This window comes from Niastella populi, from assembly GCF_002078015.1.
In the GTDB taxonomy this organism is placed as follows: Bacteria; Bacteroidota; Bacteroidia; order Chitinophagales; family Chitinophagaceae; genus Niastella; species Niastella populi.
In genome coordinates, this window is the sequence record NZ_LWBP01000056.1 from 188,952 (window position 1) to 210,418 (window position 21,467).

The window sequence follows — 21,467 nt, forward strand, 5'->3', positions numbered from 1 at the left end:
ATTGGAGTTGAATGCCCTTTTCTTTTAATGAATTTGTTCTTCTATACGCTTCCATTCACCGGTTTCCTGTTGCCATACATCTGCTGCTCCCACAAATTGAAGTACGCACCTTCTTTTGCCAGCAATTCATCATGCGTTCCTTCTTCTATAATATCACCCCGGCTCATCACAACGATCTTATCGGCATTCATTACGGTACCCAGCCGGTGGGCGATCAGTAAAATGGTTTTGCCGCCATCCCGTAATGCACAAATGGCATGCTGTATATATTGCTCCGATAATGAATCAAGCGAAGAAGTAGCTTCATCGAGGATCAACAGTTCGGGTTCCTTATAAAGCGCGCGCGCTATGGCAATACGTTGCCGTTGTCCGCCCGAAAGGCTCATGCCGTTCTCCCCGATCCAGGTCGTAAACCCGCCAGGCAATCCTTCAATAAATTCAAGAATACCCAACTGACGGCAGATGCCAATAACCTTCTTCATATCCGGTTCCATTTCGCCGAGCGCGATATTCTCAACAACCGACCCCGCAAATAAGTGTACCTGCTGGGGCACTACACTTACCAGCGTGCGCAAACTGAAAGGATCTATATATTTAATATCAAGCCCGTTGATCTGTATACTGCCCGACTGCAAAGGATAAATATGCTGCACCAGCGATAACAGGGTGGTTTTACCGCTGCCGCTTTCGCCGACAATCGCCGTAATACTTCCTTTTGAAATGGTGAGGTTCAAACCTTTGAAAACATTTTCGCGGGTGCCATACCTGAAGTGAACATTTTTGAACCCGATATCGCCCATCATATCCCTGGTAAGCGTAGTGGTATTGGCTGAAGACTCAACTTCAAGGTCCATAATTTCAAACAACCGGTCGGCCGCTATCAAGGCGTCCTGCATTGTTTTGTTCATGCCTATAAGCGCTACCACCGGCCCGGTAAAATACCCCATGAGCGCATAAAAACCCAGGAGCTCACCTGCCGTCAACTGGCGGTTTAGCACAAAGGAACTGCCGGCCCATAACAATACCACTGTAAACATGCCCGAAACGAACTGGCCGCTGCTGCCTACGATCAGCGAATTCCTTCCGCTCTGGAAAATGGTTTGCAGCAATCGCACAAAGCGGGTTTCGGTTTTGATATTTGAGTACTCCTCGAGCCCGAACCGTTTGATGGTGCCAATGGCATTTACCGATTCTACCAGTTGCGCTTCCAGGTCGGCCGATCTTTCCATCAGGCTGCGTTGCGTACGTTTATTGAATTTGTTGGAATAATAATAGATCAGCGCATACAGCGGCACCACCGTAAATAAGATCAGCGCCAGCTTCCAGTAGGAAGTGAACATCATGGCAAATGAAAATACCAGGATGAAGATATTCACCGCCAGGTTGATGAGCGCTTCATTTACAAAGACCCTGATCTTTACCGCATCGTTCATGCGGGAAACGATCTCCCCTACCCGCATGGTATCGAAGAACTGCTGGGGCAAACGCAACAAATGTTTATAGTACCCCAGAATAAGCCTTGCATCAATTTGCTGACCCGTTCTTATTGTCAACAGGCCTTTCATATAGTTGATAAATAACTGCGACAATAAAATGAAGACCATCAACAGGCCCATCAGGTTCAACAGGTTCCGGTTACCATCGGGCAGCACATAGTCGATGATCTTTTGCAGGTAAACAGACGTGCAAAGCCCCAGCAGCGTATACACCATGGCGCCCAGAATGATCTGGAGCAACATGGGCATATGCGGTTGTAACAGCGAACGAAAACGGTCTGTGACGGTTTTGGCGCCATGGCCCGGTGAAAAACTGTCAGCCGGCGCCAGCAGGATGGCAATACCCGTGTATATTTTTTTGAACTCATCGGGCGGCATTACCTTCATAGTACCCTTTGCGGGGTCCATAATACGAATGCCTTTGGGCGATGCCTCATATACAACCACATAATGCTGCAATCGCTGGTCGATAATTACATGTGCTATAACCGGGTGAGGCAATGTGTAAATGCTATCAAAAGCACCTTTAACGGCCTTTGCTGAAAACCCGATGCGGGTAGCGGCCTCTATTAAACCCAGCACATTGGTTCCTTTGAGGTCGGTACCTGCATATTGACGTATGCGCGCTATGGGAAGGCGAAGACCATAAAAAGCAGCGATCGAAGCAAGACAGGCGGCGCCGCAGTCTGTGAGGTCATGTTGTTTAACCAGATACCTGCGCTGTGTTCGCCACCATCTTTTTCGAAACCCCGGCTTTTTTGACGCCTGCGGTATATTACTATCAGTGTTCATCAGGTGTAAGATTAGGGTTTAGCCAATCGTCGGCTTTATCGAACAGCAACTGGAACAATGTTCGTCGTGTAACCAGGAAGCGGGCCTGTACCGTCATGCCCTTTTTTACCATGCCCGTATAGCCATTTTTTAATTTAAGCACAGGACTGGCGATCTCGCACCACACCCTGAACAACGGCTGCCGGTTCTGGATGAAAATATCGCGGGAAACCGACCTTACTCTTCCTGATGCCATGCCCCATACGTTATAATCGAAAGCATCTATCTGCATCCGCACAGCCATACCTTCATGAATGTAACCGATATTTTTGGGCGGTACGTATATTTCCGCCAGCAGCCCCGAGTCGGGACTAACCTCACCGATCAACTCACCGGCGGTGAGCAGGCTGCCCCGGTCGATGCCTTTTAACTGCTGAACAAAACCCGATGTGGGAGAACGAATGGTATACAGGTCCTTTTCTTCGGCATTGGCCGTATGTTGCGCCTGTACATCCTGCAACTGCTGATTCAGTTGTGTGAGTGCCGACTGCCATTTGTCGCGTTGTTCCGCTTTTACCAGCGACAATTCGCTTTGCACCGTTTTGTATTCGGCTTCTATTTTTTCAAACTCTACGGTAGAAATAATTTTTTCGCGGTACAGTTCTCTATACCGGTTATAATTCTTATGGGCTACTCCGAGGCGGATACTGATCTCATTTATCCTGTTGGCATAAACGATCCGTTCCTGTAGATATAATTTTGACTGCAGCCGTTGTGTTCTGCCTTTCAGCAATTGCTGAAGGTCCTGTTGTTGTTTTACCAGTTCGTTTCGCCGGGAGTCAATTGCCGAATGTTTATCGCTTACGGAATTGGAGAGCAGTTGCACCAGTGGCGAGCCGGCCGTAACATGATCGTTTTCCCGCACAAGCAGTTTTTCTACGGTAGCGGCAACAAGACTTCGTATTTCGGTGCGCTCACGGGCGGCTTTAAATAAACCGGCACTTCTTACACTGATATCCACGCGTACTATGAACAGGAGAATGAATGATATTATAAACAATCCCAGCAACAACCAATACAACACAAGGCTGCCACTACGGTTATTGCGGTAATGCGCTTCAATATAACAGGAAGCGTCATTGGCCGGATAGACCCTGTTTGATTCAGGCATAATTTCCTCTAAATGAAGTATAACAGCTAAACATTAGTAAAGGAGATCAAAAACAGAGAGACAGCTTATCGCCATCCCTCTATTTGATTCACCAACACTACTAGCAAATTTCGATATCAAGATCGAGGTCAAGGTCAACATCGGCGTCTAATTTAAGGATGCCGCAACAGCCTTTACCTAAAAGACCTAACAGGCCACCGCCTAACAGACCGCCACCATTTACCTGTTCCATTTCCTGAAGGGTTAATTCCTGAACTTGCATGATTTGATAAGTTAATGATTAGAAGATATGCCTACTCTTTTATACGGGTTTTCGGCGGCGCCCTTTTTTTGACCGGACAAAATATTTTCCAGCTATAGCCTTTTGGCTACAACACAAACTTGTTCAATAAGGATTTGTATTATTGGAAATTGGATTACAAAAACAGGCTACTGGGAAATCGTAGAAGAGGTTTACACAATGTGAATTGCGGTTTGGCTTCGTAGGTGGATATGAATTTACCATCTAAAGGTAACGATCATATTAATAAAAACACTTAGTCGTTTAAGATAATGATCATTATCAATTTTAAAATTTTTGTTTCCCGTTTCGGGATAAATGTATGCTCCCGTACCATCTATAACAAATATCCCGTATATCTTAATTTAAGATTCATTAACAATGCCCATTGTATATTTGGTAACAGCAGGCCATCATGAAAACCTGCCCCTTAGCCATGAAAAAGCTATATGTTCTTTTAACCTTATCACTATCTTTTTCTTTCGCTGGTTTTGCACAAAATGGCCCCACTGAAGGCCCGGGATATTACTTCAACGGCTTTCAGCATTACAGAACAAAGAATGTTGACTCGGCCCTGTACTTCATAAGACTACTGGCTTCAGACAAAAAATATTTACCCACCCTCGAGGATCTTTTACATAACTCCTTTGCCCAGTCATTTATAAAAAGAACCGACAGTGATTTCGTTAATGAAGCGCAGAAGCAGTATTATCTGAAAGATGTTGAAACAGCCCGCATATTGTTGCCGGCAATGATGGCCGATAAAAATGCCGGCCTTAAAAAAGCGGTTCAGCCCGTTTATTACTGGGCACGGGTGCAGGAAAATGAAAATAACGATGCACTGTTGCGCGAACTGGTTGCGGAGTTTATAAACACGCAGCTTTCAACAACCGATATGTACACAAACAGGGTTGGCCGTTATGCCCTGTTGATACACCGGGTAATTGCACCGAAAAAATCGTTGGAGGCAACCGCCAATGAACTTTTGAAACCGGTTATTACCAATTTAAAAAATAACCAGGTTACCGGCATCGAAGGCGCGGCAAGACCGCTTCTGATTAAAAGAGCCTGGTACCGGTTTTTATATGCTTATTCCAATTCGGTGCAGGGAAAGGCATTGCTTGCAGAAAACAGGATCAAAGAAGCCGGCCCCTATCTTAAAACGGCCTTTGAATACAGTCCCGATATAACAGATAAGAATGTTCAATACAGTTTTTTCTATGACCTGTTCTTTCTTACAAATAAAGAAGACATTACCTTCCAGGATGAGTATATCGATTACCTGACAAAAAATTCGGGCAATAAACAGGAAACATTATCTGCCCTGATGACCACCGCGCTTGTCAATACCTCGTTTAAAGATCAGCTAAAGACATTCTATAACAACAATTTTCCGGGCCGGGAAAGCTTCAATGATTACTGGATTAAAAGCATCAATCAGCAGGCGCAGAAAGCCCCGGCCGTTTCATTGAAGCTTATGGATGGCTCGCAGTTCTCTTCCTCAAAGCAAAAGAACAAATGGATCTTACTCGATTTCTGGGGCACCTGGTGCGGCCCCTGCAGAAGGGAACATCCCGATCTTGAAAAATTCTATAAAAATATTTCAACCGCTTCCACCGGCAAGATCACGTTGGTTACCATTGCCTGTTTAGACAATGAGAAAAATGTAAGCGGGTACATGACACAAAACAAGTATTCCTTTCCGGTGGCGATGTCTGACAAACGGGTTGAAAAAAGCTATAATATCAACAGCTATCCTTCGAAGGTCCTGATCTCACCACAAGGCAAATACCTTGTCGTTCCTTTTGGTATCGACTGGGTTGATTTTGTAAAAAAATACGCCGATCTGTAACCGGCCGGCACCTCGCTGACGCGTATTTGCACTTCATAACGGCCTTGAGCAGGGTTCAATGAAAGCTGATATAAAAGTAATCATACATCTCGGTTTATCATATAAGTTACAGGATTGTTACTTTCTCCCAAATATCAGGATCTGTTGAAGAATAAAAGATACATTTATATCACTAAACAGATCGTTAACCGATGCCTCACATGTTTACCAAAACAACTCACTGCTTTTTTATAGCTTCAGTACTGATACTGAGCGGAGCCTGCAAAAAAAATGCCGGCTCAGACGACGGCAAACCAACGCAATACATATATGTTCTTGGCACTTCAGGCGACTCGCTTATATGCTGGAAAAATGGCGAGGCACGGCACTTATACAGTCAGTCGACAATGGCTCATGTTTTTGGCAGCCCTTCCCTGTTCGTTGCGAATAACGATGTATTTATTTCGGGAAATAAACCCCATAGAAATCCCAGGATAACATCAACACCTGTATATTGGCGAAATGATGCAGCCATAGTACTGCCCGATTCAACCGGCGACGCAACGACCACATCCATTTATGTTTCCGGTAACGATGTATACGTTGCCGGCACATCCTGGTATTTTGGCGATACATCACGCGTGCCTTACACCACGCCCACAGCCGGCTATCCCAGGGCTGGTAATGTGGCAACCCTCTGGAAAAATGGTGTTCCGGTATCTTTGCCTGGTTATTATTATGTTGGGCTTACAGGTGGCGGTCAATACGGCGTTAGCGCATATCACGACTATGTAAGCTCCCTGTATGTTACCGGCAACGATGTGTATGTTGCCGGCGGCAGTCGTATCTGGGGCCATAATGCATATTACTGGAAGAACGGAATACCCGTTGATTTAACAAAGGGACTGGTATACCTCGATCATAATGGCCGCCATTGTTACCCCGTTACCACTTCCATCGCCGCTTTAAACAATGACGTCTACGTTACCGGATTTAAAACGACCGCCGGCAGTCTTATGCCAACTGCCTTATTCTGGAAAAATAGCGTCCCTGCCTATCTCACTACCGACTCCATAAGCGGTTCGGAAGCCAATGCCGTATATGTTTCAGGCAGTGATGTTCATATTGCAGGCTGGCAGAATATAAACGGGTATTCACGGGCAATGCACTGGAAAAACGGGGTGGCCACCCCGCTTACGACAGGGATGGTTAGTTCTGTGGCAAAAGCCATTTTTGTTACGGGAGATGACGTTTATATTGCCGGTTATCAATGGATCGCTGGCGAAAAACTGATCGCCGCATACTGGAAAAACGGTAAAGAAGTAAAACTCACCAATGGCGGCAGTAACGCAATGGCCACTTCAATATTTGTACAATAAACGCACAACCGCTCCTCACCCGGTTGCACCGGTTCAACTATATCATGATCACCAACTACGTATATAATTGTTTATTTTTGCGCCGTTACACATAAAATAAAATTCAAACAGCGCAATATGGCAATGAAAGAACAGCTAACTACCATCATTCAACAATTGAAAGCCAATACGCTTACCTTCAAAGAAGTAATTGAATTTATAGAAACATACTATCAGCATCAGCCAACAGCCTTTAAAAATGGCGAGGCCTATAACGAAGCCACGCAAAACCAGGGCAGCGCTAAAGTATTTTCATTTGCGAAACTGAATGACCTGGGCAGAGAAGACACTCTTTACTTATTTGCTGAACATTATCAAGCGGTATTGAACACTCCGAATGGAACAGACCATCAAAACATCAGGCAGTTTATGGCCCATGGCTGGGCCGGAGTGGTTTTTGAAGGCCAGGCGCTGGTGGCGAAATAAGTCATTCGCCCCCGCTCAGGTATCATCGACTGCATCAACTTTTTCCCAAAGCGCAGCTTCGGCAGAAAAATCCATGTCGTTCAGTAACAACCCAAGATTGTTCAGCGATCTGTTAAAACGTTCTTCCGTTCTCTCTTTCTTAACCACGTTAAAAAATAAACCGGCGGCCATATTATTCTTTATATAATAATCAACAGTAAGCCTTGTTCTGCCGGCCTTTATTCTTTCAAGCGTAAAATAAACGGTGGTATCGTCCTCTTTATTTGTTTCACTAAATTCTATCCGGCCCGGATTATAAGCGTAACTGCTGGCATAGAGAATGGCTTTTCCGTTGTCGAGCAAACATCGGCAGGTCTGCCAGGTCGGGCGAATCGCAGAATTTATAGAAAAGAATGGCATCACCTTCTATTTCCGACACTTCGAGCCCCATCTGATTGGCGTTAATCAGTGTATCGAGCAATTCCGCTCACGAAACGGGTAAAGCCACTTATGTCAGGAATGAAAAGCAGCCCCTTGTTTTTCATTTTTCTTTTAAAGTTACTAAGGTTAAAGAAATTGCTCATTTGTTGGCCCGATAACCATTTTCAGGCAACACAGCTACTCTTAAAATAAGGAATGAAACAGCTTTTAATGTGGTAAAAATAGAAATGTATCTTAAAAAAGGCTGCCGTTTCATTTATTGACGGCCTTGCTGCATTAGTATAACCAACCAGGTGACAGCTATACCTGGCCCCATTGGTAAGCGTTTTTGCGTTGTAAGCCTACAAACGACCGGCACCCTGCATCTTAACCGCACAAACCCGCACTCACAAGATTAAAAACTGCATAAATTGCGTTATTGATTCGTTATTCTGCTTCTTTTTGCGTCAAATAGAGGTATATTTGAATGTAACCACTACGCAAACTGTCTATGCTTAAAAAAGAGCGGCAGGCCTATATACTGCATCAGGTGAACCTGCATAACAAGGTTTTATCATCCCTCCTAAGCCAGGAGATCAGGGTTTCGGAAGATACGATCCGCAGGGATTTGCAGGAATTGGCCGAAGAAGGAAAGATCATTAAAGTACATGGTGGCGCCCTGAGCCACTCATTCAATGAAGTACATTACCCTGCCTACGACGTTTACTCGCAGGACAATAAAAAGATCATCGCCCAAAAAGCGGCAGCACTAATACAAAACGACATGTTTGTGCTTACCAGTGGTGGTACTACCATCATTGAACTGGCCCGCACGCTTCCCCGCCAGTTAAAGGCCACATTTATGTCGGGCAGCATTCCCGCAATACTGGAATACATGCAGCACCCCACCATCGACGTAATTATGATCGGTGACCGCATTTCGAAAAACTCCAAAATAACCATAGGCGCGGAAGCCATTGCCAAAATAAAACAGATCAATGCCGACCTGTGCTTTTTAGGCATCAATGCCATCGATGTAAAACATGGCATTACCGATAACGATTGGGAAGTAGTGCAGTTGAAAAAAGCAATGATCCAGTCGGCCCGCAAAAAGGTTTGCCTTACCATATCGGAAAAGATCGACACATTACAACCTATCCATATCTGTGATATTCAGCGTATCGATGTGCTTATCACCGAGCTTCCACCCGACGATCCCAGGCTGAAGCCATATGCCGACCAGGGTATTCAGGTCTTATAGGCGCCTGGTCCGAAACAGGGGCGTTTGCATATCAGGTCTTATGAAAACAGTTACTCTGAACATGTTCAATAAATTATTGAACTGGATAAGCCTTTCCGTATTTGAACCACAATTCATTGACCCCAAAAAACTGTTATGAGAAAACTCACGAAAAAACCAAAAAGTAAATGTATGAGAAAAGGCAAGCTTTTTAGTTTGGTCATGTTTGTTATGCTTAACATGATCACAAACCTTCTGATGGCGCAGGGGGTTCCCATTAAAGGAACTGTGCATTCGGAAGAAGATACACCACTGCCGGGGGTAACCGTTTCGGTGATTGGTACAGACCGGGCTACCACTACGGATATTGACGGGAAATTCACCATTACTGCCAGCGAAGGTGCCCTGCTCGAATTCAGCCACGTGGGCTATACTAAACAAATAATAAAAGCCGCAGCCGGAATGGCGGTTCGCTTATCGATAAGCGCAAAAGGACAGATGGAAGATGTTGTGGTTACGGCCATGGGGATCAAAAAGGAAAGAAAAGCATTGGGATATTCGGTTACCGAAATAAATGCGGGGGAACTGATGAAGAATAAAAACACCAACGTCGTTAATTCACTGGTAGGTAAAGTTCCCGGTGTAAACATTACCCAATTCAGCGGGGCGGCCGGCGCAGGGGCATCTATCACTATTCGCGGAGGTAATTCAACTTCCGACGGCAGGCAAAACCAGCCCTTATTTGTAGTTGATGGCGTTATATATGATAACTCAACAACAGTTACCGGCAATACGGCTACCGATGGTATGAGCCGCAGCAATACAACTTACTCGAACCGGGTTATGGATATCAACCCTGAAGATATCGAAAGCCTGTCGGTTTTGAAAGGCGCGGCAGCAGCAGCCCTGTATGGCTCACGGGCGGCAGACGGCGTTATCATTATCACTACAAAAAAAGGGGCGGAAGGAACGGTAAAAGTAAATGTAGCCAGCAAAGTGATCACGTCATGGGCAAATAAAACCCCCGAAGCGCAAACGGAATTTGGAAACGGCGCTTATGCTACCAACGGGGTGTTTAACGATGTAACCTACAACTCGTGGGGACAAAAAGTTACAGATGCAGATACTTTATATGATAATATCGGCGATTTCTTTCAAAATGGTATGGTGTATGATAATAACGTAAACGTTTCGGGCGGTACAAAGAACAGCTCCTTCTTTTTATCGGGCTCTAATTTCAACCAAACCGGTATCGTTCCCAATACCGGCTTCAAAAAAACAACCTTCCGTTTTAATGGCGAACAAAAATACGGGCGCCTTACATTGAATGCGAATGTGGCTTATTCCATTGCCAAGACCGACAGAACTTTAACCACTTCGGGCCTTTATAGCGGCGGCGGAAACGGAACAATGGGCGCTATCTATGCCTGGCCCCAGGTATTCAATATGAAAAACTATGAGAATATCGATGGAACACAATTCCGCAAATTCGACGGAACGCTTCCCCTGGAAAACGATATCGACAATCCTTACTGGATAATCAATAAAGATAAACTGACCTCACAAACAAAACGTATTACCGGCGGTATCAACGGTAACTACAAAATAACTAGCTGGTGGGATGTTATAGCCCGTTTGGGTTACGACCAGTACAGCACGAATGACTATACGTATGTTGCACCCGGTTCTGCCGTTATACAATTATACCAGAACGGCCGGCTGAGCAAATCGACGTATAACTATACGTTCATTACAACAACCGTGATGACCAATTTCCATAAAACATTCAAAGATTTTGATGCGCACGTGATGCTGGGAACCACCAGCGAAAATACCGAATGGACAAGTCAGAACCATTGGGGATTTAATTTCATTACCGCCGGTACCGTCAGCTTCAATAACATAGCAACCACCAATCAGTTTTTTAAAGACGGGGTAACAAAAAAGCGGCTGGTAGGCACTTATGGAGAGATTGGAATATCCTATAAAGACATTGCCTACCTCACCGCAACGGGACGTAACGACTGGGCATCTACATTGCCTTTAAATAACAGGTCCTATTTTTATCCTTCGGTAAGCGGTTCACTGGTATTTACTGAACTGGTTCGCGATATTCCGCTGCTTTCATTTGGTAAAGTGCGGGCAAGCTGGGCGCAGGTTGGTAAAGACGCAAATCCCTATGCCACCCTTACTTATGTAAACCCTCCGATCAACATCGGGTCGTTTACCGGAATTGGCAATCAGTATACCAGTGGAAATCCTAATTTATTACCTGAAATACAAAACTCATGGGAAGTGGGCGGCGAGTTGAGAATTCTAAATAATCGCATTGGATTGGACTATACATATTATCACAGCGAAACAAAGAACCAGATCGCATCGCCCCGCCTGTCCAATGCCAGTGGTTATATTCTGAAATCCATCAATTCGGGTTCTGTAATTAATAAAGGGATGGAAGTAGCCCTTTCAGGTAAAGCGATCGTGCAAAAGGATTTTGGCTGGGATGTAATGGTGAACTTCTCCTACAACAAAGGAAGATTGGGTTCCTTCCTTCCCGGCGTTACCTTCTTCTACCCTACCGATGCCCAGTTCGGAACAGTAAGAGCGGCGTCTATTCCCAACGGCGGGTACTTCCTTGGCATGACCGGTACTACCTATTTACGTGAAACAGATACCGACAAAAAGGAAATTCCCAATGGCCGTTACCAGGTTGACCCTGCAACAGGATTGTATAAACTGAACACCACCAACCCGATCGTAGGTAACCGTGAACCGAGTTTCATAGGGGGCTTTAACAATACATTCCGTTACAAAAAACTGCAGCTGTCATTCCTCCTCGATTTCCGCAAAGGCGGCGACATTTACAACGGAACAGAGTATGCCATGGTCTTAAACGGCTTAAGCAAACGAACGCTGCTGAATAACCGCGAGTCGGTAACCGTAAGCGGCGTAAATAGTGTAACCGGGGCCGAGTATACGCAAACCTACAATGCAGATCAGTCATACACCATAGGCAGCACAACCTACTCAGGTAAAAATATGATCCAACGGTATTGGGAAAACTATGCAGCCAATTCCATGAACTTCATCACATCGGTAAACTGGGTGAAACTGCGTTCAGCATCGGTAAGCTATGACTTCACCGGTTTGCTGAAGAATAAGAAAATCATTAAAGAACTTTCGGCAACTGCAATAGGTACCAACCTGATTACATGGACAAACTACAAAGGAATGGATCCTGAAGTAAGCGCAGCAGGCGGAACAGGCGGATCGGGTTCAACAGGTATCGATTACCTGGGTGTGCCCGCGATAGCAAGCTTCACTTTCGGGATAAATATGACGTTTTAACCAATGACTAAAAAAAGAAAATCATGAGAAGTTTAAAATATATTTTATCAGGCTGCCTGCTCGTTTTGGGTGCTACTTCATGTAAAAAATGGCTGGATGTGAACACGGACCCGAATAATCCGAACAATGAAACCGTACTCGTTCAAAACAGGCTGCCCTGGATCCAAAAGTTTTATTGTTATACAGCAGGCGTTACCAATTTTCGCACAGCAGCACAATCGGGCCTGTACTACAGTAACAGCACCGTAGGTAATGCTTTATCAACCACCTGGAAGTTTCATACAGGTAATACCACTCCCTACCAGACATGGTTCGTTGAAGTAGCTTCCAACCTGAATGACCTGTATAATACCGCGCAGAAAAAAGGGGCTTTTCACTATATGGCCACAGCCAATGTATTTCATGCGCTCGGATTTATGCAAATGCTCGATGTATATGGTGAAATGCCATATACGCAGGCTTTAACCGACCTGGCCAGCCCTGCATACGACGACGGAAAAACCATTTACTATGGCTGTATGGCAAAACTGAATGATGCCATCGATCTGTTTGGTAAAACGCAGGATGCCACCGCCCCCGCGCTTGCCAGCGGTGACATGTGGAATGGCGGCGATGTAAACAAATGGATAAAACTATGCTGGGGATTGAAAGCCCGCTACATGCTGAAGCTCTCAAAAAAATCGGACCTGTATAATGCCGACTCAATTTTATATTGTTTGTCAAAAGGACCGCAGAGCATTGCCGACAATGTGGTGCAGCAGGGCTTTAACAACAGCACGGTAACCGATTATTTATTGGGCGATCCGGTGGTAACAAACGGCAACTTTGATTATGCTGCTTATGGAAGCAACCAGCGCATTTCAAAGTATCACTACGACCTGTTGACGAATATGCGTGGTTCAGGTGTAACGGATCCGCGGATGAGTAAAATTGTACCAGCTACCATGAGCGGTATTCAACTTGATGCCAGCAACAAAGTGGCGTCGTTTACCTGGAGGCGTTCCGAAGGTGTTGATGTGTTAGGAACGGCCACCCGGCTGGTAAAAGGCGGAGCTACCTCTATCGTTATACCTGCTTATGCTACGGCAAATACAAACATAAAATATACTATTGCCAATGCAACAGACCGTGCCAATTTTATTGCCGACCAGGTTGGGGCAGGCCGTACGCACACAGTCAATGGAAATGATGTAACGGTAACCTACAAGGCAGGTTCAATATTTATAAACAACCCCAACTACCTGTATTCAGGTGATACCATATATGTAAATTTGCGCAGCAGTTCGTTGGCCACATCGGGCATTGCGGCACAGGGAGAAAAAGATGTAAGCTGGTATCCATCCGCAGCGGCATTTGCTGCCGGGGCGGTTGCTTCTACAGGCTCATTCCAGGTTCGCCCGGTTTCAGACCAGGAGATCCTTACCTACCATGAAATGTGTTTTATAAAAGCGGAAGTGTATATGAGAAAAGGAGATGTTGGCAATGCGTGGACAGCTTACAGAGATGGTATTCAGGCGCACCTTGATATGATGCAGGCAAAACTCACATCATGGCAGGCTGCCGGGTTTGCGGCAACCAATCCCGATATGGCGCCTATGAACTCCGGCGACATGAGCGCTTACCTTACGAGCGGCGCAGTTGCCACAGCAGGTAATTTAACCATGTCAGACATCATGCTTCAAAAATATATTGCCATGGGTTGCAGCATCGAGATCTGGAACGATATGCGCCGGTTTAATTTCAGCGCTGGTAATGTAGGATCTTTTGGCGTGGTTTACCCCGGTTATGATCGCGGACCATTATTTACCGGCGACGCTAATTATACCGGCTCGGGCAAAACCGATCCCAGGTACTGGCAACGCCGGTGGGCATTGCCTACAACCCTGGAACAAAATTATAACTTAACAAATGTGCTTGCCATGAATCCGAATGCAACTGAACCGAATATCTGGAGCATGCCTGTGTGGTGGGATTGTGCAACTGATGGGGAGTATTACGGTTACCTTAGTAAATAAGGCCCGGTTACAATTTAAAAATTAATGGCATCCCTTCCTGGTTCATCAGGAAGGGATGTTTTTTTGATACTGCCTGGCATGCATACATGCGAGGATCAGCATATTAGTTCGTCTTTTCTATTTGTAAACTTTTAATGAACGTCTGAAAATCCCTTTGTGAAAGGCTGTCATTTATAAGTGTAAAAAATGTGTTGTACTTGGTAAAGTAGACCATCTGTTTTAAAAATCTTCGCCCTTCGTTTTTACCAGTCACTATTACGCTAAGCCCTTTTACATCTGCAATTGTGATAGAGTCTTTCGATTGCAGAACACTTTCACCAGCGTTATCCATCTGATACTTAATCAGGGTATCAACGGATCTTATATTATCATTAGATATATCTTCCATCCACAAACTACAGTCCATTGTATTGCCGGGTCCGTCGCCTGTGGCTGTAACCGGCTTTCCAATACACGCTGCATTTTCAAAGTGTTCCGAAACATAGTTTGGCGGATACCTGTAACTAACCACAAAACCCATATTGATAGTATCAATATAAGTTGCCCATTTTTCGTCAGTGGTGGTATTTATCCGGGGAATTGACTTTTCTTCGTTGGTGTTTTTTTTAATTTGTTGCTTTTCCTTTTTGCCGGGTGTTGAACAGGCCAGGAAAAATAAAGTCAATAATGTCACAGGGTACTTCATAAATTTAATGAAATTGAAATGAGCCTGCATGATACGGCACTTTTTGTAGAAATCAAATCTTTCTGATTAAAATGAGATCATATTGAAAAACAGGATCAGGAGTTTTGGCCCGGTAGTCGAGCCAGATTATTTCAGCACTGACAATATGCATGGTGGTTTGCTTAATAATGCTGAAGCTGCTATTGATGAGGAAACAGGTGTCATCTGGATCACAATAGTACAAAATCAGCAGTATTTCAGTTCGAAAAGCGCTTGTTCTTTTCCCAGAGAAAATCCCATAAATTTATAGCAATTATCTGGAAAGAACAGATCATGTTTTACCAGACCCAAAAACAGCTCAATGAAAATTAAAAACCTTGTTGACCTTTTTGCTCTTCTTCCTGAAGACGAAAGAATAATTGTAGATGTGCTGCGGCAGATAATTATTGAAACGCTTCCTGAATACTGCAAAGAGAAAATTTCATACAATGTTCCATTTTTTTACGGTAACAAAGGCATCTGTATTATCTGGCCATCGACTGTTCCGAGAGGTGGTATCAAAAAAGGCGTTCTTTTAGGTTTTTGGTATGGGAACAAATTAAAAGATCAGGATGGCTTCCTGACACATGGAACCAACAAACAAATTTTTTATAAGATCTACCACACGCCGGAAGAAATCGATGATAAGCCGATAATAAAGCTTTTAAAAGAAGCGATCAAACTGGACGGCACTTTTAAAAAATCACCGGCTTAAAAAACCAGCTATTATTATTTTTCATACCATTTCAATATGCAACTTTCACAACGGATAATTATAGCAAGGCAGCAAAAAGGTTACACCCAGGAAGAACTGGCTACACTTGCCAAACTTTCCATCAGAACCATTCAGAGAATTGAAAGCGGTGAAAGTGTGCCCCGGGGTTTTACGCTTAAAGCAATTGCTGCCGCCCTGAACCTGCCTGCCGAACAATTTTTAACTGACCCCAACGAACAACTTATGCAGGTACCGCCGGAAGCTGATAATGGAACCGCTCATTTTTTGCAGCTATTTAACCTGTCGTGTTTTTCCTTCATTGTAATTCCGTGGGTTCATGTTTTAATACCGGGATACCTGCTTAAAAAACAAAAAGACCTGAACAGGAAGGAAGTTGAGTGGTGCCGTAAAATCATCAGGCAGCAGGTAATATGGGTCATTTGCCTTCACCTGGTAATGTTACTTGCCCTTGGTTATAATCTGTTACAGGGTTATGTTTTCCACAACAGGCAGCATGCATCTTACCTGTGGCCATTTTTTATTATGTACATGATAAATACCGGGATTATTTTTTTAAATTTATTCTCTATAAGGAAAGAGTATAATCGGTTGGATCTTAGCAATTGACATATAAATGTCGTAAGAATGACGGCTTATTGACAGCGCTTCCCGCCTAGCTTTGTCAACAAAAAATATGTCACCTGAATCTATCTTTAAACCCGGCCTGATAATTTTCCTTTCGCTATTTGCAATCAGAACCTGCCCTGCCCAGTCTACGGCTAAGGGAACATTAACACTCCCCGACCATCGGTTTGAAGTTCCTTTTATATGGAAAAAAGACAGTATGAACCAACGGGTTGAGCCTTACGCAGCCATGCTGATCCCCGTAAAACTGCCTGGTTGCCCTAAGCGATTTTATATGCAATTCGACGTGGGCGCACCTTATTCAGTGTTTTACCGAAACAAAATTCAAACCATCGGCAGCCGTTACCCGCTTTCAGCGAAGGTCAATGATTCAACCATGCGGCTGAATGAATTCAGCTTTTTAGCGGGAAATACGAAGATCATGGCGCATGAGATAGTTGTTAAGCCATTAGGTAACCCGCAAATAAACTGGAAACGGGATGCACTGGAAATCATTGGCACCCTGGGTATCGATTTCATTGGAAACAATACAATAAGTATCGATTACCCGGCCAAAAAAATACGGATAGGGTACAAATTACCTGACAACCAGCCCTATACGCTTACTGATCTTATTTATACCAACAACACCATCATTTTTCCTGCATCCATAAAAGGAAAGAAAACCATGTTATTATTCGATTCAGGATCCAGCGCATTTGAGTTACTCACAAGCGAACAAACTGCTGCTACACTTGCTGTGCCGGGCACCGTGCCGGCTATCTATCCGGTAAGCTCTTGGGGAAGAATACTGACCGCTACCAGCTATGCTTCAAATGACAGCATAGAAATAGCGTCAGTTAAAATACCCCTGAACAGGGTAGCCTACATTGAGGGTGCCAGTGATGGCGATAAAAAAAGAATGATGCAAATGGGTATTGGCGGACTTACCGGCAATAGACTTTTTTTGCAATCGATATTGGTGCTGGACCTGGCCGGAAAACGATTCGGTATTATTAAAGGCAAAGCCCGGCAGTTGTAAAGTTGAAAATATATAGGTATATTTTCGTGCCATGGTTCAGAAAAACAAACCAGACTGAATTCTACACCATGGATATAAATTATTGACTATACCGGTATGAAAAAAACATTCCCATTTTTGACCTTATTTGTTATTATTTCTTTCTCAGGCCAGGCCCAATTTTCTTTGAAAAAAGTGTTGAAAGCAGGAGAAAAAGCTGTGAGAAATGTTGGGCGTACAGTTGAAAAAGGAATAAAGGACGTTACAAAAACTTCAGGAGTCGCTATACATGATCTTGGCAAAGCAACCGGGAAAGCCGCAGATGATGCCAGAAAAGCAATTGAGAAAGGTTTAACCGACGCCTCAAGAGAATCTGGAAGGGCGGGAAAAAACATTGTCAAAGAAACAGGAAGAGTAGGAACAAATGCAGTTGATATCTTTAAAGCTTTGGAAAAATATGCAGAAACGAATATAAATGGAACAATAAATATTGCGAAGTCCACTGAACAACGAATTCGTGAAGGTAAATTACTTGATGCAGTTTTCCATGTTGCTCTCGATCCGCTTACAAACCAGGAAGAGGCAGCATTTCTTGCAACGCAACAAAGTAAATACCTTAATACAGCAGCTGCTACTGCGGCTGGAGTATATGGAGGGCCCGGGGGCTCGGCGGCATATGCTGCCTGGCAAACTTATCGTGCATCGGGAGGAAATGCAGAATTAGCATTTAGGGCCGGTATTATTACCGGGCTCACGAGTTCTGCCCTTAAGGTTGTGGGATCAATGAGTGGTTCGGAAGCAAAAGAAATGCTACAAAAGGCCGTTTTGGCCGGCGCTGTTGGGGGTTTAGCTATTGCAGCAAGTGGTGGAAACGAGGATCAAATTAAAAAGGGCTTTGTTCTTGGAGGAGGGATGGTTCTGGTTCAGGATCTATATCGTAACTATACGCAGCAAACGTTAGATCCTTCGCCCTCAACCAAGGAGCCCTATTGTACATCGCCAGGCGATCCCAGTTGCGCCACGCTGAAAGCAGCATTTTACAAAGACAAAAACGGGAACCTGGTTTTTGACCCTTCCAAACTTGATCCGAAAGCCAGTTATGTTGGCGTGGGAGCAGATCCAAATGCCCCTTTAAAATTAGGTGCGGATATTCCCTGGGATTCAGACCAATCTGTATTGATGCGCAGTGCTGCCCAAGTTCCGGGAATGAATGCAATGGGACTTTTCCATGATAAATTAGTTGTGAGTTGGGCAATTAGTGACAATATAGGAAACCAACTGACCATCTTTCCGGCAATGCTTTTTACGTATATCGGTACTGACGGGGGACTCACTACAAAAATTGCCAGTGTAACTGCTGAACAAAAAGCGCAGCAACCACCAAATATTACGAAGCAAGCCGCTAATCCGACATCTCAATCACCAGCAACACAACAGGTTCAATCACCGAATAATGATTCGAAATTTGTAGACAACCAGGGTAACGAATTCCACCGCATTAATAACGTAATTTACAACCGCTGGGGACAGAAAATTGATTTCGACAAATTACCTCTTGAAATAAGAACTCAACTGACAAATTTGCCTTCTGCCACTCCCCAAGCTGAATTAATGTTTGATTTTTCAAGCCCCGGAACCAAATTAGCCAATGTGCCTGAGAATATACCTTGTGGCTTCAACGGTTCCCCAGATAAGTTTGTACCCCTGCCTTCCATAGAGTATGCGGCAAAATATATTGAAAATAAAAACTGGGAAGATTACGGCATGAAGAACATGCTTACTTCAAAACATATAACCGCGCCTATCGGATCTATCATTTATGTACGGAACATTGCAAATGGAGCTTTAGTAAGAACGTATGTAATTGGAAGTCTCTCAAAAAATGAATTGAATTCCGGCGCTACCATTATTCTTTCCGATCCAGTTCTTAAACAACTTGGTGCCGAGGGTGAGAGATTGTGGGTAGAAACCGATTATGAAGACATTGCAGTAGAAAAGCTAATATTCAAACAGGGAGCTGGTGAAAAATTAGCTTTTAATAATTTAAGAAATGGCAAATGGCAGCTTCGCATATTTGATGATTTTAAAACGCTTCACACTTTTAAAGACTATAATAACCAGTATTCAATTAATTTACCTACAGGAAGATATGGATTTGAATTAGTAGATATAGCGCCGTTACAAACGTACAGGGCTTACACAGGCACTTTCACTGTAAATCCATAAGTGATTGACTGGTACAATTGACAGGTTGCTAACCGATAATTACGAAGAGACGGTTGATAGGGCATCATCAAGCCTGTTCTATCTGAACTGGATGTAAATAGTTCCTGCGACAAATCTTTTCCGGCCAGATGTTTTTATACAAGCAGCCTACCAGACTCGAACCTAAAAGCAATTCATTCTTAGGACATAAAACATCTTAGGTGCAACGCACAAAAATCATCTGGCTTAATGCCTGGTCTCAATCATACAGCGCACCGCACTTAAGAAAAGTGCTGTCGGCCTCATCGTCAACAAAAACGTTACGCTCATTACCTTTTAAATCATGAGGATAAAGTAAAGAAATAAAAGGCTCTTTTAGTTTTGTAATAGAAATAGTCGTATCCAACACATTTACTTTATTGGAATCAACTACTACTTTTACATTTAATATCTCTTTGTTGAATTTTAAATCTGCAGTTTTATAAAAAGAACAAATAGAGATAGAATCTGCGTTATCTTCTGCTTTAAAACTTACAATAGTGTCCTGTTCATGCATTACGGTTATTCTTTCCCCTTTATAGGCAAATCCCAGTACTCTCACCTCTCTTTTTTCAGCGCAGGAAAGGAAGAAAATAAATATAAAAATACAATAAGTAATAACTAATTCTGCTTTCATAATTTGATAACCTGATTAGGGCCCTAAATATAAATAAATCCGTTCGCGATCAATGTCAGTATTACTTCTAATCAAAAAAAGAAATAATTCAATTTTGACCATTTCTTTAAGTTCGGGTCCATTATAGCATACCTGAGCCTCACCAGCCTGCCAAAGCGTTTAGCGAAGGCAGGCTTTTCCAGGAGTGATATGCTGTTAACCGTGCTACACTGTAAAAGACAATATTTTCAAATTTCCTTTTATTACAGAAAAGATGTAATAAACATTATTCCAATAGCCAATTTTTATATTAGGATAACCCTCCTCATTCTGCATTTGTGAGAAAGTGGGAGTAAAATTTACACCTTTGACTGCAATTGTTTTACATATGTCAAGCTTATTCATATCTTTTTTAATTGCGTAAATCACATTTCTGTTTCCATAAGGAAAAACAATAAAATACTTATCTGATACATAGGATAAATACGGTTCCTTCATCTTTGTAAGTTCCGAAAGCGGCGGATACCTGTTTATTGACAACCTGTTTTCTCCATTGCTTTGAAACTCTAATGTACTGTCCTCCCCATTAGCGGAATGGTAGAGCCCTTTTTCTCCTTTAATATACCCATTCGAAACTCTATTTGAAATGGGCCATGCATACAGCAGTTTACCACTTTTTCCAATCAATTCCACTGAATCCATATTACCAACAATTAAATTGTCATTTAAAACATATACGTCTTCCAAAAAACGTGACATGTTATGAACTTTCGTTGCCACACCACTTGTAGTAATATGATACAGGTCGAAAAAAATGGTAAGATAGTACCCATCCTCTGCGACTCTTATTTGAGAAACATAGTTAGTATCCTTTGGTAACTTTTGTAAGAAATCTGTAACCGTTTTATTCAAACTTATACCGCCGCTTTGCAGGTTGATCTCCACCAATATATAACCATTAGGGATAACCCCGCACTTCCACAAATGCATTCTACCGGATTCGAACCAGTAGACGGCTAATTCTAAAGTCATAAAACATCTTATAAAGAACCATTTGATCTCATTAAATACAAAACCCGCTACAGGAGCGGGTTTTACTGCCTAGTGGAGTCCGCCGGCAGATTGTCGAACCAATTAAAGGAATTCTTT

At 43.4% G+C, this 21,467-nt stretch carries 18 protein-coding genes; 10 read left to right on the forward strand and 8 right to left on the reverse strand.

What is annotated here, in order from left to right:
• Positions 1 to 41 precede the first annotated feature (41 nt).
• The 3 genes from A4R26_RS07340 to A4R26_RS34815 form a co-directional block, all read right to left on the reverse strand.
• Positions 42 to 2,288, reverse strand: coding sequence for a peptidase domain-containing ABC transporter (locus A4R26_RS07340; RefSeq protein ID WP_081162972.1), 2,247 nt, complete (start codon positions 2,286 to 2,288; stop codon positions 42 to 44).
• Entirely contained in the window at positions 2,278 to 3,438 is a 1,161-nt protein-coding gene (locus A4R26_RS07345; protein ID WP_081162977.1) for an HlyD family secretion protein, read from the reverse strand. The genes A4R26_RS07340 and A4R26_RS07345 overlap by 11 nt, the downstream gene beginning before the upstream one ends.
• Before the next feature lie 100 nt (positions 3,439 to 3,538).
• A complete protein-coding gene (locus A4R26_RS34815) occupies positions 3,539 to 3,700 on the reverse strand; it encodes a hypothetical protein (RefSeq protein WP_165760181.1) in 162 nt (53 codons plus the stop codon).
• Positions 3,701 to 4,154: 454 nt separating this feature from the next.
• Between A4R26_RS34815 and A4R26_RS07350 the strand changes: the two genes are divergently transcribed.
• From A4R26_RS07350 to A4R26_RS07360, 3 genes are all read left to right on the forward strand, one after another.
• On the forward strand, positions 4,155 to 5,570 hold the full coding sequence (locus tag A4R26_RS07350; protein WP_165760182.1) for a TlpA family protein disulfide reductase: 1,416 nt from the start codon (positions 4,155 to 4,157) through the stop codon (positions 5,568 to 5,570).
• A gap of 200 nt (positions 5,571 to 5,770) precedes the next feature.
• On the forward strand, positions 5,771 to 6,928 hold the full coding sequence (locus A4R26_RS07355; protein ID WP_081162986.1) for a hypothetical protein: 1,158 nt from the start codon (positions 5,771 to 5,773) through the stop codon (positions 6,926 to 6,928).
• A 117-nt stretch (positions 6,929 to 7,045) separates the two neighbouring features.
• Positions 7,046 to 7,393 carry a HopJ type III effector protein gene (locus A4R26_RS07360; protein WP_242674851.1) on the forward strand — a complete coding sequence of 116 codons (348 nt, stop codon included), beginning with the start codon at positions 7,046 to 7,048 and terminating at the stop codon, positions 7,391 to 7,393.
• Between the two features lie 15 nt (positions 7,394 to 7,408).
• On the opposite strand, the gene A4R26_RS35385 is transcribed toward A4R26_RS07360, so the two are convergent.
• Together A4R26_RS35385 and A4R26_RS36030 are read right to left on the reverse strand one after the other, a co-directional pair.
• Positions 7,409 to 7,735, reverse strand: coding sequence for a hypothetical protein (locus tag A4R26_RS35385; protein ID WP_207625698.1), 327 nt, complete (start codon positions 7,733 to 7,735; stop codon positions 7,409 to 7,411).
• Positions 7,686 to 7,823 (reverse strand): DUF2652 domain-containing protein, encoded by a 138-nt coding sequence (locus A4R26_RS36030; RefSeq protein WP_369332933.1) that lies wholly within the window; start codon positions 7,821 to 7,823, stop codon positions 7,686 to 7,688. The genes A4R26_RS35385 and A4R26_RS36030 overlap by 50 nt, the downstream gene beginning before the upstream one ends.
• A 480-nt stretch (positions 7,824 to 8,303) precedes the next feature.
• Here A4R26_RS36030 and A4R26_RS07370 point away from each other — a divergent pair, with 480 nt between their 5' ends.
• The 3 genes from A4R26_RS07370 (at position 8,304) to A4R26_RS07380 (ending at position 14,395) form a co-directional block, all read left to right on the forward strand.
• Positions 8,304 to 9,053, forward strand: coding sequence for a DeoR/GlpR family DNA-binding transcription regulator (locus tag A4R26_RS07370; protein ID WP_081162990.1), 750 nt, complete (start codon positions 8,304 to 8,306; stop codon positions 9,051 to 9,053).
• A gap of 219 nt (positions 9,054 to 9,272) precedes the next feature.
• Entirely contained in the window at positions 9,273 to 12,380 is a 3,108-nt protein-coding gene (locus tag A4R26_RS07375) for a SusC/RagA family TonB-linked outer membrane protein (protein ID WP_242674852.1), read from the forward strand.
• Between the two features lie 23 nt (positions 12,381 to 12,403).
• Entirely contained in the window at positions 12,404 to 14,395 is a 1,992-nt protein-coding gene (locus A4R26_RS07380; protein WP_081162993.1) for a SusD/RagB family nutrient-binding outer membrane lipoprotein, read from the forward strand.
• A gap of 103 nt (positions 14,396 to 14,498) precedes the next feature.
• Here A4R26_RS07380 and A4R26_RS07385 read toward each other — a convergent pair whose 3' ends face one another.
• Positions 14,499 to 15,080 (reverse strand): hypothetical protein, encoded by a 582-nt coding sequence (locus A4R26_RS07385; protein WP_133054579.1) that lies wholly within the window; start codon positions 15,078 to 15,080, stop codon positions 14,499 to 14,501.
• Positions 15,081 to 15,420: 340 nt separating this feature from the next.
• Between A4R26_RS07385 and A4R26_RS07395 the strand changes: the two genes are divergently transcribed.
• The 4 genes from A4R26_RS07395 to A4R26_RS07410 all read left to right on the forward strand — a co-directional run bounded on the left by A4R26_RS07395 (position 15,421) and on the right by A4R26_RS07410 (position 19,684).
• Positions 15,421 to 15,813 carry a DUF1801 domain-containing protein gene (locus A4R26_RS07395; protein WP_081163005.1) on the forward strand — a complete coding sequence of 131 codons (393 nt, stop codon included), beginning with the start codon at positions 15,421 to 15,423 and terminating at the stop codon, positions 15,811 to 15,813.
• A gap of 36 nt (positions 15,814 to 15,849) precedes the next feature.
• The gene (locus tag A4R26_RS07400; RefSeq protein WP_081163010.1) at positions 15,850 to 16,440 is read left to right on the forward strand and encodes a helix-turn-helix domain-containing protein; all 591 of its coding nucleotides are present in this window, start codon (positions 15,850 to 15,852) and stop codon (positions 16,438 to 16,440) included.
• 217 nt (positions 16,441 to 16,657) lie between these two features.
• Positions 16,658 to 17,479 carry a hypothetical protein gene (locus tag A4R26_RS07405; protein WP_133054580.1) on the forward strand — a complete coding sequence of 274 codons (822 nt, stop codon included), beginning with the start codon at positions 16,658 to 16,660 and terminating at the stop codon, positions 17,477 to 17,479.
• Positions 17,480 to 17,575: 96 nt separating this feature from the next.
• Positions 17,576 to 19,684, forward strand: a complete 2,109-nt coding sequence (locus tag A4R26_RS07410) for a hypothetical protein (RefSeq protein WP_081163020.1) — start codon at positions 17,576 to 17,578, stop codon at positions 19,682 to 19,684.
• A gap of 238 nt (positions 19,685 to 19,922) precedes the next feature.
• Here A4R26_RS07410 and A4R26_RS07415 read toward each other — a convergent pair whose 3' ends face one another.
• Both A4R26_RS07415 and A4R26_RS07420 read right to left on the reverse strand, forming a co-directional pair.
• Positions 19,923 to 20,339 carry a hypothetical protein gene (locus A4R26_RS07415; RefSeq protein ID WP_081163025.1) on the reverse strand — a complete coding sequence of 139 codons (417 nt, stop codon included), beginning with the start codon at positions 20,337 to 20,339 and terminating at the stop codon, positions 19,923 to 19,925.
• Positions 20,340 to 20,543: 204 nt separating this feature from the next.
• Positions 20,544 to 21,350, reverse strand: coding sequence for a hypothetical protein (locus A4R26_RS07420; protein WP_081163028.1), 807 nt, complete (start codon positions 21,348 to 21,350; stop codon positions 20,544 to 20,546).
• Positions 21,351 to 21,467 lie beyond the last annotated feature (117 nt).